The following is a 15,174-nucleotide window of genomic DNA, read 5'->3' on the forward strand; positions in this document are numbered from 1 at the left end:
CGGATCCGCAAAAACTACCGGTGAGTAGGCAAGCGGAATATCCTTCTGGCATGCGCGCCACCGCCCCCGGCAGGACCCAGGACATCATCTCGCCCTTCACCGGCGAGACCATCGCCGAGCTCCCCCTTTGCGACGTCGAGGACGTCCGGGCGGCCTACCGGCGGGCGCGCTCCGCCCAGGCCGCGTGGGCCGCGAGACCCGCCGCCGCGCGCGCGGAGCCGTTCCTGCTCCTGCACGACGCGATCCTCGACCGCCGCGACGAGATCCTCGACCTGGTCCAGGACGAGACCGGCAAGGCCCGCAAGCACGCCATGGAGGAGGTGCTCGACGTCGCGGGCTGCAGCCTCTACTACGCCCGCCGCGCGCCCCGCCTGCTCGCCCCGGCCCGCCGCCAGGGCATCTTCCCGCTCGCCACCCGGGTCACCGAGCTGCGCCGGCCCAAGGGCGTGGTGGCGGTGATCTCCCCGTGGAACTACCCGCTGTCGCTCGGCGTCACCGACACCGTCCCCGCGCTGCTGGCCGGGAACGCCGTCGTCCACAAACCGGACACGCAGACCGCCAGGTCCACCCTGTGGACCATCGACCTGCTCGTGGAGCTGGGCATGCCGCGCGAGATCTGGCAGGTCGTGCTGGGCGAGCCGGCCGACATCGGCGACGCGCTGCTGGACCACGCCGACTACGTGGCGTTCACCGGCTCCACGCGCGGCGGCAGGAAGATCGCCGAGGAGGCGGCCAAGCGGCTCATCGGGTGCTCGCTGGAGCTCGGCGGCAAGAACCCGATGCTCGTCCTCGACGACGCCGACCTGGACGTGGCGGTGCAGGGCGCGCTGCGCGCCTGCTTCACCAGCGCGGGCCAGCTCTGCCTGTCCACCGAACGCCTCTACGTGCACGAGTCCGTCTTCGAGGAGTTCGCCCGCCGCTTCGTCAAGCAGGTCGGGAACCTCAAGCTGGGCGCGGGCCACGACTGGTCGGTCCAGATGGGCTCCCTGTCCTCGCGGCGGCAGCTCGACGCGGTCGCCGCGCACGTGGACGACGCCCTCGCCAAGGGCGCGCGGCTGCTGGCCGGCGGCCGGGCGAGGCCCGACCTCGGCCCGCTGTTCTACGAGCCCACCGTCCTCACCGGCGTCACCGAGGACATGGAGCTGTGCAGGAACGAGACGTTCGGCCCGGTCGTGGCGCTCTACCCGTTCGGGACCGACGACGAGGCCGTGGAGCTCGCCAACGACACCGTCTACGGGCTCAACGCCTCCGTCTGGACCTCCGACGTGGCGCGCGGGCGCAGGCTCGCCGCCCGGATCAAGGCCGGCACGGTCAACATCAACGAGGGGTACGGCGCCGCGTACGCCTCCTACGACGCCCCCATGGGCGGCATGAAGTCCTCCGGCCTCGGCCGCCGGCACGGCGCCGAGGGCCTGCTGCGCTACACCGAGTCCCAGACGGTGGCCGCGCAGGCGGGCTGGCTCGGCTTCGAGCCGCCGTTCGACCTGACGGCCGAGGCGTGGGCCGGGGTCCTCGCCGGCACGCTCAAGGCGATGCGGAGGCTCGGCGTCCGATGAGCTTCGACGTCCTCGTCATCGGCTCGGGGTTCGGCGGCAGCGTGGCGGCGCTGCGCCTGGCCGAGAAGGGCTACCGGGTCGGCGTGCTGGAGGCGGGCCGCCGCTTCGACGCCACCACCCTGCCCGCCACCTCCTGGCGGATCCGCGACTTCCTCTGGGCCCCCTGGCTGGGGCTCAAGGGCATCCAGCGCATCCACCTGCTGCGCGGCGAACGGGGCAGCAAGGTGATGGTGCTGGCGGGGGCCGGGGTCGGCGGCGGCTCCCTGGTGTACGCCAACACGCTGTACGAGCCGCTCGACCCGTTCTTCGACGACCCGCAGTGGGCGGGCATCACCGACTGGCGGGCCGAGCTCGCCCCCCACTACGACCAGGCCAGGCGCATGCTCGGGGTGGTGCCCAACCCCACCTTCACCCGCGCCGACGAGCTCATGACCAGGGTCGCCGCGAAGATGGGCGTCGGCGACACCTTCCGCCTGGCCCCGGTCGGCGTCTACTTCGGGCCGGACGGCGTGGACCCCTACTTCGGCGGGGCCGGCCCCGAGCGGCGCGGCTGCGTCGAGTGCGGCGCGTGCATGACCGGCTGCCGCTTCGGCGCCAAGAACATGCTGACCGAGAACTACCTCCATCTCGCCGAGCGGGCCGGGGTCAGGATCCACCCGGAGTGCACGGTCACCTCGGTGCGGCCCCTGCCGTCCGGCGGCTACCAGGTGTCGGCGCACCGGACCGGCTCGCCGCTGCGGCGCCGGACGTTCACGGCCGGGCAGGTGGTCTTCGCGGCGGGCACGTACGGCACCCAGCGCCTGCTGCACAAGCTGCGCGACGAGGGCGTCCTGCCGCGCCTGTCGTCCCGGCTGGGGGCGCTGACCCGTACCAACTCGGAGGCGCTGCTCGGCGTCGAGCGCCTGGGGAGCGGCGGCGAGAAGCTCAACGGCGGCGTGGCCATCACCTCCTCCATCCACCCCGACGCCGAGACCCACATCGAGCCCGTGCGCTACGGCGACGGCTCCAACGCCATGGGCCTGCTCCGCACCCTGCTCGTGGACGGCGGCCAGAACCGGTGGCGCGCCTTCGCCCGCGAGGTGGCCAGGCAGCCGCTGCGCGCGCTGCGCCTGCTCGACCTGCGGCGCTGGTCGGAGCGGACCGTCATCGCCCTGGTCATGCAGGCCAAGGACAACTCGATCACCGTGCGCCGGAGCCGGTTCGGGCTGCGCTCCTCGCTGGGGCACGGCGAGCCCAACCCGACGTGGATCCCCGCCGGGCACGAGGCCGTGCGGCACGCCGCCGCCGAGATCGGCGGCATGCCGGGCGGGACGTGGCTCGACCTGTTCGACATCCCGACCACGGCCCACTTCCTCGGCGGCTGCGCGATCGGCGACTCGCCGGGCACCGGCGTCATCGACCCCTACCACCGCGTGTACGGCCACGAGGGGCTGCACGTGGTGGACGGTTCGGCGGTCTCGGCCAACCTGGGCGTCAACCCGTCGCTCACCATCACCGCCCAGGCCGAGCGCGCCCTGTCGTTCTGGCCCAACGCGGGGGAGCCCGATCCGCGGCCGCCGCTCGGGTCGGCGTACGCGCGGCTGGCCCCGATCCGTCCCCGCCACCCGGCGGTCCCGAAGGGCGCCCCCGCCGCCCTCCCCGACGACCACCCGGGGGTGGCAGGGTGAGGGGGTGACCTGGACCACCTACGCCCTCGGGCTTCTCGGGCCCGAGCCGCCGACCCCGCTGATCGACTTCCCGGTCGCCGCGCCGGGCGTCCGGCTCCTGCTCAAGGACGAGTCGCGGCAGCCGACCCGCAGCCTCAGGCACCGCCACGCGCGGGCCCTGTTCCGTCAGGCCGTCGCCGAGGGGCTGATCACCGAGGGCACGACCGTCGTGGAGGCCACCGGGGGTAACGCCGCCGTCGCGCAGGCGTGGTTCGCGCGGCGGCTCGGCCTGCCGTACGTCGTGGTGATGCCCGGCGAGCGCACCGAGGCCCGCGCCCGGCCCGTGGAGGCGCTGGGCGGCGAGTGCCGCTTCGTGACCCCGCCGCTCGCCATCTACGACGCCGCCCGCGCGCTCGGCGGCCACTTCCTCGACCAGTTCGGCCGCGCGGCGCCGCACGACCTCGCCGCCGAGCTGTTCGGCCAGGTCCGGCCCGACTGGGTGGTGACGGGCGCGGGCACCGGCGCGACCTCGGCCGGTCTCGGCGCCTGGGCCCGCGAGCACGGCCTGCCCTGCCGCGTCGCCGTCGCCGACCCCGACAACTCCGCCTACTTCCCCGGCTGGACCCTCGACGCCGCCGACTACGCCACCGGCATGCCGTCGCGCATCGAAGGGATCGGCCGCCCCCGCGTCGAGCCCGGCTTCCGCTTCGACCTCGTCGACCTCGTCATCCCCGTGCCCGACGCGGCGAGCGTCGCGGCGGCCCGCCGCCTGCGCGAGGTCACCGGCCTGCCGGTCGGCGCCTCCTCGGGCACCGCGCTCTGGGCGGCCCTGGAGCTGGTCGAACGCCTGCGCGCACGGGGCGAGGGCGGCACGGTCGTGTCGCTGATCGGCGACGCCGCCGAACGCCACCTGGCGACCTGCCACGACGACGCCTGGGCGGTGGCGAAGGGCCTCGACGTGGACCCGCACCTCGGCACGCTCCGCGAGCGCACCGCCGCCTGAACGGGCGCGTCAGGCCAGCGGGTGGCTGACCCAGACGTTCGGCTCCACGTAGACCGCGTGGTCGTGCTCGGCGTGGACGCGCACCGGGGTCAGCGCGCCCGGCACCTCGACCTCGCCCGAGCGGTCGAACGGCAGGCCGGTCCACGTCCGCCACTCGGCCAGGGTGCCCGTCACCACCATCGACCGCGGGGCCACCTTGACGATCTTCCCGCCGGCCCGTACGTGCACCCGCAGCCACGGGTCGTGGGGCAGGCCGTCCTCGCGGGTGCGCCGGGCGTACTCGGCCATGGGGGTGCCGGGCTCCAGGTGCTTGCGGTTGGGGCGGACGGGGGCGACCAGCTCGGCGAAGCCGAGAAGGGCGGCGCGCTCGCGCATCGCCCCGAGCATGACGCCCGACAGCCCCTCGCCCTGCCGGTCGCTGCGGACGCTGATCTCCAGCGCCGAGATGCCGTTCGGGTGCTGGCCCCGGGCGCGGGCCAGCCAGCCGCGCCTGATCACGCCGTCCCAGCCGTCGTCGGGCAGCTCGGCGGCCTCCGACCGGTACGGCATCATGCAGGCCCGCGCCACCGGCCGCCCCGGGTCGGCGTCGTCCGTGGCGACCAGCACGTACGCCGCGTACGTGGTGTCGGTGAAGGGGTAGAACAGGTCGGCGAGCGGGTCGTTGAACACGAACTCCGGCCAGGTGTGGGCCATCTCCCACAGCGTCGCGGCGAACTCCGGCCGCTCGGCGAGGGTGGTGATCGTCAGGGCCATGTCGATCATTGTCACATCACCCTTCACCGGCAAGCGCCCGGTTTTTCGCCTCTTAAGGCGATTTATCGCCGTGCGCTACCGTCGGCCCATGACAGAACTCACCCCCAGGCTGCGCGCGGTCGCCGACCTCATCATGGCCGAGGCGCGCGAGGGCGGCGGCAGGCACGAGTACGACGGCCACATCCAGGACCTGTCGCCCGAGGGCGTGCGCGCCGGGCTGGCGCGGCTCGGCGAGGGCGCCGCGCCCGCCGACCCGCACGACGCCCAGCACCTCCAGGTGTTCGAGGAGAGCCTGCGCTTCGAGTTCGGGGAGCTGGAGCTGCACCGGAAGAACCCGATGGCGCACCTGTCCAACCTCGAACTGGCCTGCTACGACCGCGACTACGGCCCCGCCGAGGACCGCGCCAGGGCCAAGGCCGCCCACCTCGCGCTCTGGCCCGAGGCCGTCGAGGGCGCCATCGCCTCGCTCGACCAGGTCAGCGCCCCCGTCGCGCAGTCCCTCATGGGAGCGGTCAAGGGCCTCGCGGCCGGCGTCACCGACGAGGCCGCGCTGGCCGCGCACGGCCGGCTCGTCGCCCACCTCGAACGCGCCGCCGCCGAGGGCGACCCCGACGCCGCCCTCGGCGCCGACGCCCTGAGCAGGCTCATGGGCACCTCCGAGGGCCTGACCGTGGACCTCGGGCGGCTGGCCGAGCGCGCCGACGCCGAACGCGACCGGCTCATGTCGCTGCTCGCCGAGTCCTGCGCCAGACTCGGCCGCGACGAGCCGCCGCTGGAGGTCGCCAGGGAACTGGTCAAGCAGCACCCCGGCGCGGACGAGGTCATCGAGGCGGCCAGGATCGGCACCGCCAAGGCCATCGCGTTCACCAAGGAGAAGGACCTGGTGCCGTACCACGACGGCGAGTGCCTGGTCGGCCCGGCCCCCGAGTCGCGGAGCTGGGCCATGGCGATGATGGCGTGGAACGCGCCCGGCGAGCCCGAGGGCCCGTCCTGGTACCACATCACGCCGCCGGACCCGTCCTGGCCGCGGCAGGAGCAGGAGGAGTGGCTGGAGGTCTTCAGCGACACCACCCTGCCGGCGATCAACGTCCACGAGGTCGCCCCTGGGCACTTCTCGCACGCCCGCGCCATGCGCCACGCCTCGTCCGAGGTGCGCAGGCTGCTCATGTCGAGCGCCTTCGTCGAGGGCTGGGCGCACTACGCCGAGGAACTGTGCGTCGAGGAGGGCTTCGAGCCCGACGACCCGCGCTTCGAGATCGGCGTCTGGCTGGAGGCGCTGCTCCGCGTCACCCGGCTCGCCTGCGCGATCGGCGTGCACACCGGGCAGTTCACGGTCGAGGAGGGCGCGCGGCGCTTCGAGTCCGACACGCACCTGCTCGGCCCCGCCGCGCTGTCGGAGGCCAGGCGGGCCACCTTCGACCCCACGTACGGCCGCTACACCTGGGGCAAGCTGCTCATCCTCGACCTGCGTGAGCGGGCGCGCAAGGAGTGGGGCACCGGCTTCACCGTGCAGCGCTTCCACCGTGAGCTGCTGGCCCTCGGCGCCCCGCCGCTGGGCCTGATCGGCGCGATCCTGTAGCCCCGGACGGCCCGCCGGGCTCCGGCGGGCCCGTCACCAGTGGCGCTCGTGGGCCAGGACGCGCACCACGTCCCCCTCGCGCCGCACCAGCAGACGGACGCAGTCGCCCGGCAGCACGTCCTTGTACGTGCCCGGGTCCACCGCGAACGCCTTGGCCCGCGCAGAACGCCCGTCGTGCAGCGCGAGGTAGCGCCTCTCGTGCTCGGCGTCGTACCACCGCTTGACCACGTGCCCGGCCACCTCGTGACGGCGGGGGCCGCCGGCGGCGTACCCGGCGGGCTCGACGCCGTCCCCCTGCCAGCCGCTGCCGGTGAAGATCCACTCCCGCTCCGGCGACGGCCGGGCCGCGACCTCCGCACCGCGCGCGGTGAGCAGGAACCCCCGCCCGCCGAGCAGCAGGCTCCCGCCCGCCACGAACGACACCATCGTCGCGATCCCGCCCAGCCACGACACCCCGGCCTCGGCCACGGTGGCGTACCAGGGGGCGGCCAGCGCGACGGCCAGCCCGACCGGCACCACGAGACTGGGCCAGCGCCGCCGGGCCAGCCCCAGCTCGATCGCCCGCCGCCGCACCAGCGGCGCGAAGTCGCCCTCCAGATCGGCCCCGTCCGGCATGAGAGCCACGAGCGGCGCCTCGGCCGCGCCCCCCAGCCGCTCCCGCACCCGCTCCAGCGCCCACCGCTGGTACGCCGGCACCGCGTCCTCCCCGCCGGAGGCCACCAGGGCGAACCGGTCACCCTCGACCCGCGCCAGCCCCCGCCCGGCCAGCTCGGACAGCGTCGCGTGGAACACCTCCTGCGCCCGCATCCCGCGCAGCAGCTCACCCACCGCCACCGGATCCGGCTCCCCGGCGGCCGGCGGGGACGCGGCGCTCCGCTCCCTGCCCGCCACCGCCACGGCCGCGGCCAGCGCGGCGACCCAGAGCGCCCAGGCGGTCGCCGGCCAGACAAGATCCATCGTCCTGTGTTAGCACGAGAGCACGCGGCAGGCCAGGCGTAATATCCGGGACCGATAGACTGGAGTCACCGCACTTCGCCTTTGGGGGGTTCTCTCGGTGTCAGAATTCGACACGGTGCTGGTGGTCGACTTCGGCGCGCAGTACGCGCAGCTCATCGCCCGGCGGGTGCGCGAGTGCCACGTCTACTCGGAGATCGTCCCCTCGACGATGCCCGTCGAGGAGATGATGGCGAAGAACCCCAAGGCGATCATCCTGTCCGGCGGGCCCTCCTCGGTCTACGCCGAGGGCGCGCCGCCCGTGCCGCACGGCCTGTTCTCGACGGGTGTGCCCACGTTCGGCATCTGCTACGGCTTCCAGGCCATGGCCCAGGCGCTCGGCGGCACGGTCGCCCGCACCGGCGTGGCCGAATACGGCGGCACCGCGCTCGACGTGCTCGACGAGGGCGTCATCTTCGCGGGCCTGCCGGCGAGCCAGCAGGTCTGGATGTCCCACGGCGACAGCGTCGCGGCGGCGCCCGAGGGCTTCACGGTGACGGCCTCCACCGGGCAGACGCCGGTCGCCGCCTTCGAGCACCCCGGCCGCGGCCTCTACGGCGTGCAGTTCCATCCTGAGGTGCTGCACTCCGAGCACGGCCAGGCGGTCCTCAGGCACTTCCTGGAGGCGGCCGGCTGCCGGCCGAGCTGGACCATGCTCAACATCGTCGAGGAGTGCGTCGAGGCGGTGCGCCGCCAGGTCGGCGACGGCCGCGCGATCTGCGCGCTGTCCGGCGGCGTCGACTCCGCGGTGGCCGCGGCGATCGTCCAGCGGGCCATCGGCGACCGGCTGACGTGCGTCTTCGTCGACCACGGGCTGCTGCGCAAGGGCGAGGCCGAGCAGGTCGAGCGCGACTTCGTGGCCGCCACCGGCGTCAAGCTGCGGGTGGTCGACGCGGCGGAGCGCTTCCTCAAGGCGCTGTCGGGCGTCACCGACCCCGAGGAGAAGCGCAAGATCATCGGCCGCGAGTTCATCCGCGTCTTCGAGGACGAGCAGCGCGCCATCCTGGCCGACGGCCCGGTCGACTTCCTGGTGCAGGGCACGCTCTACCCCGACGTCGTGGAGTCGGGCGGCGGCACCGGCACCGCCAACATCAAGTCGCACCACAACGTCGGCGGCCTGCCGGAGGACCTGCAGTTCACGCTGGTCGAGCCGCTGCGCACGCTGTTCAAGGACGAGGTGCGCCGCGCGGGCGAGGAGCTGGGCCTGCCGGCCGCGATGGTCTGGCGGCAGCCGTTCCCCGGTCCCGGGCTCGGCATCCGCATCGTCGGCGAGGTGACCCGCGAGCGGCTGGAGATCCTGCGCGAGGCCGACGCCATCGCCCGGGAGGAGCTGTCGCGGGCCGGCCTCGACCGGCAGATCTGGCAGTGCCCGGTGGTGCTGCTGGCCGACGTGCGCTCGGTGGGCGTGCAGGGCGACGGCCGCACCTACGGCCATCCGGTGGTGCTGCGCCCGGTCACCTCCGAGGACGCGATGACCGCCGACTGGTCGCGGGTCCCCTACGACGTGCTGTCCCGCATCTCCACCCGCATCACCAACGAGGTCCGTGAGATCAACCGGGTGGTCCTCGACGTGACCAGCAAGCCCCCGGGCACCATCGAGTGGGAGTGAGCAGATCGATAGGCGAACGCGCGCATATCCGGGACAATGGGGGGAAGTGAATCTGGCTCTGCGCCAACTCGCGACCACGTTGGTGACGGGACGCCCGCGGCGCTGGCCGGCGCGCGGGCACCTGGCGCGGGCGGGAAGGATGACACGCCTGTATGCCCCACGCTGGTGAGCACGGCGGCCCAGCGCCGCTCGTCCTGCTGGTCGAGGACGACCCGCAGGACGCGCTGATCGTCCGCGAGCTGCTGGAGGACAGCGGCCTGGCCGTACGCCTGGAATGGGCGCGCTCGGTGAAGCAGGCCCGGGAGGCACTGGCGCGGCTGCGGCCCCAGTGCGTGCTGCTCGACCTCGACCTGCCCGACGCCTACGAGTTCTCGGCGTTGTCGGCCGTGCTGGAGGAGGCCGGCGACGCGGCCGTCGTGGTGCTGACGGGCCTCGCCGAGGAGCAGGCGGGCCTCGCCGCGGTGACCGCGGGCGCGCAGGACTACCTCGTCAAGGGCCGGGTGGAGGCCGAGTGGCTGGGCCGGGCGCTGCGCTACGCCATGCAGCGCAAGCAGGCCGAGCAGGCCGCCGTGGCGCTGAACGCCGAGCGCGTCCGCGCCAGGGAGAACGCCCGCCTCGAACGCGGCCTGCTGCCGACCCCGCTGCTGGAGACCATGCCGATCCAGGTCGCCTCCCGCTACCAGGCGAGCCGCGGCTCCCTCACCCTGGGCGGCGACTTCTTCGACGTCGTCGAGTCCGACGACAAGGTCGTGCACGCGGTGATCGGCGACGTGTGCGGTCACGGCCCCGACGAGGCGGCGCTCGGCGTGTGCCTGCGCATCGCCTGGCGGGCGCTGGTGCTGAGCGGCCTGGAGGGCGGCGCGCTGCTGCGGCAGCTCCAGCGCATCCTCGACGCCGAGCGGTCCAGCCCCGAGATCTTCGTGACGATGTCCACGCTCGTGCTGGAGCCGGACCGGCGCACGGTGCGCCTCTGGCGGGCCGGCCATCCCGGCATGCTCGTCCACACCCCCGGGGGGATCGACCTGGCCGAGCCGGCGCAGGGCCCCGCGCTCGGCCTGCCGGTCGAGAGCGAGTGGGAGCAGCACCTCATGGAGCTGCCGCCGGGCGGCGGGCTGACGCTGTTCACCGACGGCCTGTTCGAGCGCCGCCTGCCCGGCGAGCGGGCCCGCTGGCTGGGCGAGGAGGGCCTGCTGGAGCTGGCCAGGCGGCGGGCGCACCTCGACGGGCAGTCCTTCATCGACGCCCTGGTCGAGGACGTCGAGACCGCCGCGCCCGAGACCGCCGCCGACGACCTCGCCGTGGTCCACCTCCGCTGGAAAGACGAGCTGTGAACGATTCCCCCGTGCGCGGCTGGCGCCGCCTGACGGTCCACGCGTGGTTCGTCGCCGTGCTGGCGGTGGCGGCGGCGCTGGTGATCGTCTGCGCCGTGGTCGCCACCCTCATGCTGGACCGCACCGCCCGCCTGTCCGACCAGCTCATCGACCGGCTGTCCCCGGCCAGGATCGAGGCCGCCCAGCTGGAGAACGCCCTCCTCAGCCAGGAGACGGGCGTCCGCGGCTATCTCCTCACGGGGCGGAGCGACTTCCTGGACCCGTACACCGAGGGCGTGCGGGCCGAGCAGAGCAGCGTCGAGCGCATCGCGGCGCTGCTCCAGGAGCATCCTGAGCTGGTCGCGGAGGTCAACGCGGTCCGCACGGAGGCCGCGTCGTGGCGGCGCGCGTACGCGCAGCCCGCCATCGCCGCCAAGCGGGCCGACGCCGCCGTCTCGGAGACGGGCAACGAGGGCGGCAAGCAGACGTTCGACGCCATCAGGTCCCGGCTCGACCGGCTCTCCGCCGAGCTGACCAGGGCCCGCGCCGCCGAGCAGGCCGACCTGCGGGCGGCGCAGCGCATCCGTGACTGGGCGTTCCTCTCCATGGTTGTGCTGTTCCTGCTGGCCGGTCTCGCGATGGCGACGCTGCTGCGCCGGGCGGTCGGCCGGCCCCTGGACGAGCTGCGGGTGGCCTCGCGGCACATCGCGACCGGCGACTTCGACCATCCGATCCCCGAGCGGGGCCCCGCGGACATCCGCGAGCTGTCCCGCGACGTGGACCTGATGCGCAAGAAGATGGTGCACGCGCTGCAGGAGTCCCACGAGAACCAGGGCCGGTTGCGCGCCCAGGCCGCCGACCTCGACGCGCAGGCGGTGGAGCTGCGCCGCTCCAACGCCGAGCTGGAGCAGTTCGCGTACGTGGCCTCGCACGACCTCCAGGAGCCGCTGCGCAAGATCGCCACGTTCTGCCAGCTCCTGCAGAAACGCTATGGTTCGGTGCTGGACGAGCGCGGCGCCCAGTACATCCACTTCGCCGTGGACGGCGCGACCCGCATGCAGGTGCTCATCAACGACCTGCTCAGCTTCTCCCGCGTCGGCCGCATGTACGACGACCGCAAGCCGGTCGAGCTGGACGACGTCGTCGGCAAGGCGCTCGACGACCTCTCCGCGGCCGTCGAGGAGTCCGGGGCCCGCGTCGAGCGCCCCGCCGGGCTGCCCACCGTGATGGGCGACCGGACGATGCTCGGCCTGCTCTGGCAGAACCTCCTCGGCAACGCCGTCAAGTTCCGCCGCGCAGGGGAGACCCCCGAGATCCGCGTCACGTGCGAGCGCGGTGACGACGACGACGACTGGCTGTTCGCGGTCGAGGACAACGGCATCGGTGTCGAGCCCGAGTTCGCCGAGAAGATCTTCGTGATCTTCCAGCGCCTGCACAACCGCGAGACCTACGGCGGGACGGGCATCGGCCTGGCGATGTGCCGGAAGATCGTCGAGAACCACGGGGGCCGCATCTGGCTCGACACCGCCTACACCGGAGGCACCCGCATCCGGTTCACCCTGCCCGTCTCCGGGCCCGGGACCGTCCACCAGGAAAGTGACTCATGACCACTCCGCAGGCCATCGAAGTGCTCCTCGTCGAGGACGACCCCGGTGACGAGCTGATCACCCGCGAGGCGTTCGAGGACAACAAGATCCAGAACAACCTCCACGTCGTCAGGGACGGCCTGGAGGCGCTCGACTTCGTCTACCGGCGCGGCGCGTACGCCGACGCCCCCCGCCCCGACCTCATCCTGCTCGACCTCAACCTGCCGAAGTACGACGGCCGCCAGGTCCTGGAGAAGATCAAGGGCGATCCCGAGCTGCGCGCGATCCCCGTCGTCGTCCTCACGACGTCCTCGGCCGAGGAGGACATCCTGCGCAGCTACGACCTGTTCGCCAACGCGTACGTCACCAAACCCGTCGACCTGGAGCGCTTCCTCGCGGTCATCCGCCAGATCGACGAGTTCTTCGTCACCGTGGTGCGGCTGCCCGGCCGCCTCCAGGCGCCGGGCAGCAGCCCCGGAGTCTAGGCCGCCGGCCGGTAGGACGACGGGCCGTCCCAGGAGCACTCCCGGGTCTCGTCGAGCAGCAGGTCCACCACGTCCGACAGCCGGCCCTCCCGCTGGTACGCGCGCCGCTGCCGGGCGGCGGAGCTGCCCCGCGCCAGCGCCTCGCGGGCCAGGGTGGACACGAGCTCCCAGTCGCCCGCCTCCTCCAGCTCCGGCCGCAGGCCGTCCACCAGGTTCATGAACACCTCGGCGGCGGGCCGCGGCACGCCCTCGACGGGGTCCACGAGGTCGCCCTCCAGCCCGGACCTGGTGGCCTGCCAGGTGGCCGCGCGCACCGGCTCCAGCTGCATCTCCCGGTACGGGTCCCGCCGCACCGCCGCCAGCTCCCGGGTCACCAGCGCCCGGAACAGCCCGGCGATGAGCGCGATGTCGTCCACCCGCGGGCAGGAGTCGCAGACCCGCAGCTCCACGGTCGGCACGTGCGCGGACGGCCGCACGTCGAAGTAGATCATTCCCGGGTCGGTGATCGTGCCGGCCTGGATGAGGTGCTGGACCATCTGCTCGTAGTCGGCGGCGGAGTCGAACTTGGCCATCGGCCCCGACGTGGGCCAGCGCTGCCACACGAGCGTGCGGTAGCTCGCGTACCCGGTGTCCTCGCCGAACCAGAACGGCGAGCTGCACGACAGCGCCAGCAGCGGCGGCAGCCACGGCGTCACGCTGTGCGCCACCGCCGTCGCCAGGTCCTTGTCCTCGATCTCGACGTGCACCTGCGTGCCGCAGATGAGCTGCTCGCGGGTGAGGAGCTGGTAGTCGTCCAGCATGCGCTCGTAGCGCGGGTCGTCCGACACCTTCATGCGCGACTTGTCGGCCAGCGGCACCGTGCCGGCCGCGACGATGCCCAGCCCGAGTTCGTGCGCGGCCTGCACGAGCTGGCCGCGCAGCTCGCGGAGGTCCGCGGCGAGGTCCTCAAGCCGGGCGAACGGCGCGCTGTTGGCCTCGATCGTGGAACGCTGCAACTCCTCAGAGAAACGGCCCTTCGGCAGGGCGTCGAGCAGCGGCCCCGAGCGGGTCGACAGGTGTCTGGTCCGCAGGTCCACGATGTGGAATTCCTCCTCGACGCCCACCGTCAAGGATCCCGTCTGACCTGCCATGATCTCTCCCGCCTCTACGCCCGGTTCAAGGAGCCGTCCTCTTTCCAGAAATGAGGCTTTTGCACCTGTTGAACGCATCACCGATGCGTGCCAGGCGCCACAGACTGCCGAGGAGCAACGGCGCCAGGAGCGCCCCGACGAGGATCGGCGCCGCCATGTACCGGAAGTCCTGGGCCGAGATGTTGACCAGGACCGCCAGCTGCTGCCCGGCCACCACGGCCGCCACGCCCAGCACGTACCGGTTCCGCCCGGCCAGCGCCCCCGCCGCCACCGCCAGGTACGACAGGTACGCCCACGACGCCCCCCTCCACAGCGCCCAGTCGTACTCGGGGGCCAGCGACCCCGTCAGCCACGGATCGGCCACCTGGTGCAGCTCGTACGACAGCGGACGCAGCGAGAACACCCACCGCCCGGGAAAGTCCGTCACCCTGCCGGGCCCCACATAGGTGTCGGCCGTCGGCCGCAGCGACAGACGGTACGTCGTGCCCCCGGTCAGCAGCGGGTCGCCCGCCGGCCGCCAGGCGATCGCGCCCCGGCACAGCCGGGTCTCCACCATCAGCCCGGGATCCTCGACCAGCAGCCGCCGCCACAGGGCGAGCAGCTCGCCGGCGTGCGCGTCGGCCTGCCGCCAGTCGAAGTCCTCCCGCCAGATCAGCGTGTTGACCGTGGAGCAGGTGCCGCCCCACCACCAGCGGTCCAGCGGCGCCACCGACTCCAGCAGCGCCCGGTCCCGCTCGCCGAACAGCTTCGGCCGGTCCCTGAAGGCCACCGCGACGTCGCCGAAGGCCGTGTGGTAGACGTACGTCGAAGACGGGGGCACGATGCCGAACCGGGGGAGCACCGCGTTCGTCAGCACCAGCGGCAGCGCCGCCGCGACCGCGCCGGCCAGCAGCAGCCGCACCCGGCCGGTCCGCACGACGAGGGCCAGCACCGCCACGGCCACCCCCACCACGAGGAAGCCGTTCGCCCGGAACAGCCCGAGCGCCAACGTCAGCGCCGCCAGCCCGGCGAGCCCCGGCCCGCTCACCCGCCGCGCCGCCGCGAAACGCGCGCACACCCCCGCCACCGCCACCGCGCAGATCGTGAACGGCACGTCCTTCCACAACGTGACCGTGAACGCCCCCACGGGCGGCGCGAGCGGCATCAGCATCGCCACCGCCGTGGTCGGCCGGCGCGGCGCCCCCACCGCCTTCAGCGACTCCGCCAGGAACGTCAGCGCCGCCGCCATGGCCGTCGTCTGCCCGAACGTGACCGCGCCCAGGTCACCGGTCCTCGTGAAGCTCAGCCACAGCAGCGCGTCGTAGAGCACCGAATGATCGCTCACCCAGGGGCCGGCGATCGTGTGACTGAGGTACAGGACCGAGTCCCGGCTGAACAGACCGGGATAGAAGGCCGCCCACCAGCAGGCGAGCACCGCCTGCGCGACGAGGAAGGTGGCGAGCGCCGGCCACGGGCGCCAGGGCCCGGTCAGGCCCGCCGGTGTGGTGTCGCTCCCCATGATTGCCGCCATCCGAGCCGGGAGTC

12 protein-coding genes are annotated in these 15,174 nt (G+C 73.5%); 8 read left to right on the plus strand and 4 right to left on the minus strand.

Annotated features, from left to right (window positions below; all coding sequences use genetic code 11):
• The first annotated feature begins 50 nt into the window (after positions 1–50).
• Genes Nocox_RS04700 through Nocox_RS04710 form a run of 3 tightly spaced genes read left to right on the plus strand, consistent with a single transcriptional unit; the run spans position 51 to position 4,205 of the window.
• Positions 51–1,556 carry a succinic semialdehyde dehydrogenase gene (locus Nocox_RS04700; RefSeq protein WP_020542231.1) on the plus strand — a complete coding sequence of 502 codons (1,506 nt, stop codon included), beginning with the start codon at positions 51–53 and terminating at the stop codon, positions 1,554–1,556.
• Positions 1,553–3,223: an FAD-dependent oxidoreductase gene (locus Nocox_RS04705; RefSeq protein ID WP_020542230.1), complete on the plus strand. Its 1,671-nt coding sequence runs from the start codon at positions 1,553–1,555 to the stop codon at positions 3,221–3,223. The genes Nocox_RS04700 and Nocox_RS04705 overlap by 4 nt, the downstream gene beginning before the upstream one ends.
• 4 nt (positions 3,224–3,227) lie before the next feature.
• Positions 3,228–4,205 carry a PLP-dependent cysteine synthase family protein gene (locus tag Nocox_RS04710; protein ID WP_020542229.1) on the plus strand — a complete coding sequence of 326 codons (978 nt, stop codon included), beginning with the start codon at positions 3,228–3,230 and terminating at the stop codon, positions 4,203–4,205.
• Between the two features lie 9 nt (positions 4,206–4,214).
• Here Nocox_RS04710 and Nocox_RS04715 read toward each other — a convergent pair whose 3' ends face one another.
• Positions 4,215–4,958: a hypothetical protein gene (locus Nocox_RS04715; RefSeq protein ID WP_051112519.1), complete on the minus strand. Its 744-nt coding sequence runs from the start codon at positions 4,956–4,958 to the stop codon at positions 4,215–4,217.
• A gap of 88 nt (positions 4,959–5,046) precedes the next feature.
• Between Nocox_RS04715 and Nocox_RS04720 the strand changes: the two genes are divergently transcribed.
• On the plus strand, positions 5,047–6,537 hold the full coding sequence (locus Nocox_RS04720) for a DUF885 family protein (protein ID WP_020542227.1): 1,491 nt from the start codon (positions 5,047–5,049) through the stop codon (positions 6,535–6,537).
• A gap of 33 nt (positions 6,538–6,570) precedes the next feature.
• Here the strand turns inward: Nocox_RS04720 and Nocox_RS04725 are convergent, their stop codons facing one another.
• The gene (locus Nocox_RS04725) at positions 6,571–7,494 is read right to left on the minus strand and encodes a hypothetical protein (protein WP_020542226.1); all 924 of its coding nucleotides are present in this window, start codon (positions 7,492–7,494) and stop codon (positions 6,571–6,573) included.
• 97 nt (positions 7,495–7,591) lie between these two features.
• Between Nocox_RS04725 and guaA the strand changes: the two genes are divergently transcribed.
• The 4 genes from guaA to Nocox_RS04745 all read left to right on the plus strand — a co-directional run bounded on the left by guaA (position 7,592) and on the right by Nocox_RS04745 (position 12,520).
• Positions 7,592–9,139: a glutamine-hydrolyzing GMP synthase gene (gene guaA / locus Nocox_RS04730; RefSeq protein ID WP_020542225.1), complete on the plus strand. Its 1,548-nt coding sequence runs from the start codon at positions 7,592–7,594 to the stop codon at positions 9,137–9,139.
• Positions 9,140–9,291: 152 nt separating this feature from the next.
• Positions 9,292–10,470, plus strand: coding sequence for a PP2C family protein-serine/threonine phosphatase (locus Nocox_RS04735; RefSeq protein ID WP_020542224.1), 1,179 nt, complete (start codon positions 9,292–9,294; stop codon positions 10,468–10,470).
• Positions 10,467–12,056, plus strand: coding sequence for a sensor histidine kinase (locus Nocox_RS04740; RefSeq protein ID WP_020542223.1), 1,590 nt, complete (start codon positions 10,467–10,469; stop codon positions 12,054–12,056). The genes Nocox_RS04735 and Nocox_RS04740 overlap by 4 nt, the downstream gene beginning before the upstream one ends.
• Positions 12,053–12,520: a response regulator gene (locus tag Nocox_RS04745; protein ID WP_020542222.1), complete on the plus strand. Its 468-nt coding sequence runs from the start codon at positions 12,053–12,055 to the stop codon at positions 12,518–12,520. Before Nocox_RS04740 ends, Nocox_RS04745 begins: the two co-directional genes overlap by 4 nt.
• On the opposite strand, the gene Nocox_RS04750 is transcribed toward Nocox_RS04745, so the two are convergent.
• Complete coding sequence (locus Nocox_RS04750) at positions 12,517–13,650, minus strand: carboxylate-amine ligase (RefSeq protein WP_033408617.1); 1,134 nt, start codon at positions 13,648–13,650, stop codon at positions 12,517–12,519. The two genes, Nocox_RS04745 and Nocox_RS04750, sit on opposite strands and share 4 nt — an antisense overlap.
• Before the next feature lie 25 nt (positions 13,651–13,675).
• Positions 13,676–15,148 (minus strand): hypothetical protein, encoded by a 1,473-nt coding sequence (locus Nocox_RS04755; protein ID WP_033408614.1) that lies wholly within the window; start codon positions 15,146–15,148, stop codon positions 13,676–13,678.
• Positions 15,149–15,174: the final 26 nt, after the last annotated feature.

It is taken from the genome of Nonomuraea coxensis DSM 45129, assembly GCF_019397265.1.
Lineage (GTDB): Bacteria > Actinomycetota > Actinomycetes > Streptosporangiales > Streptosporangiaceae > Nonomuraea > Nonomuraea coxensis.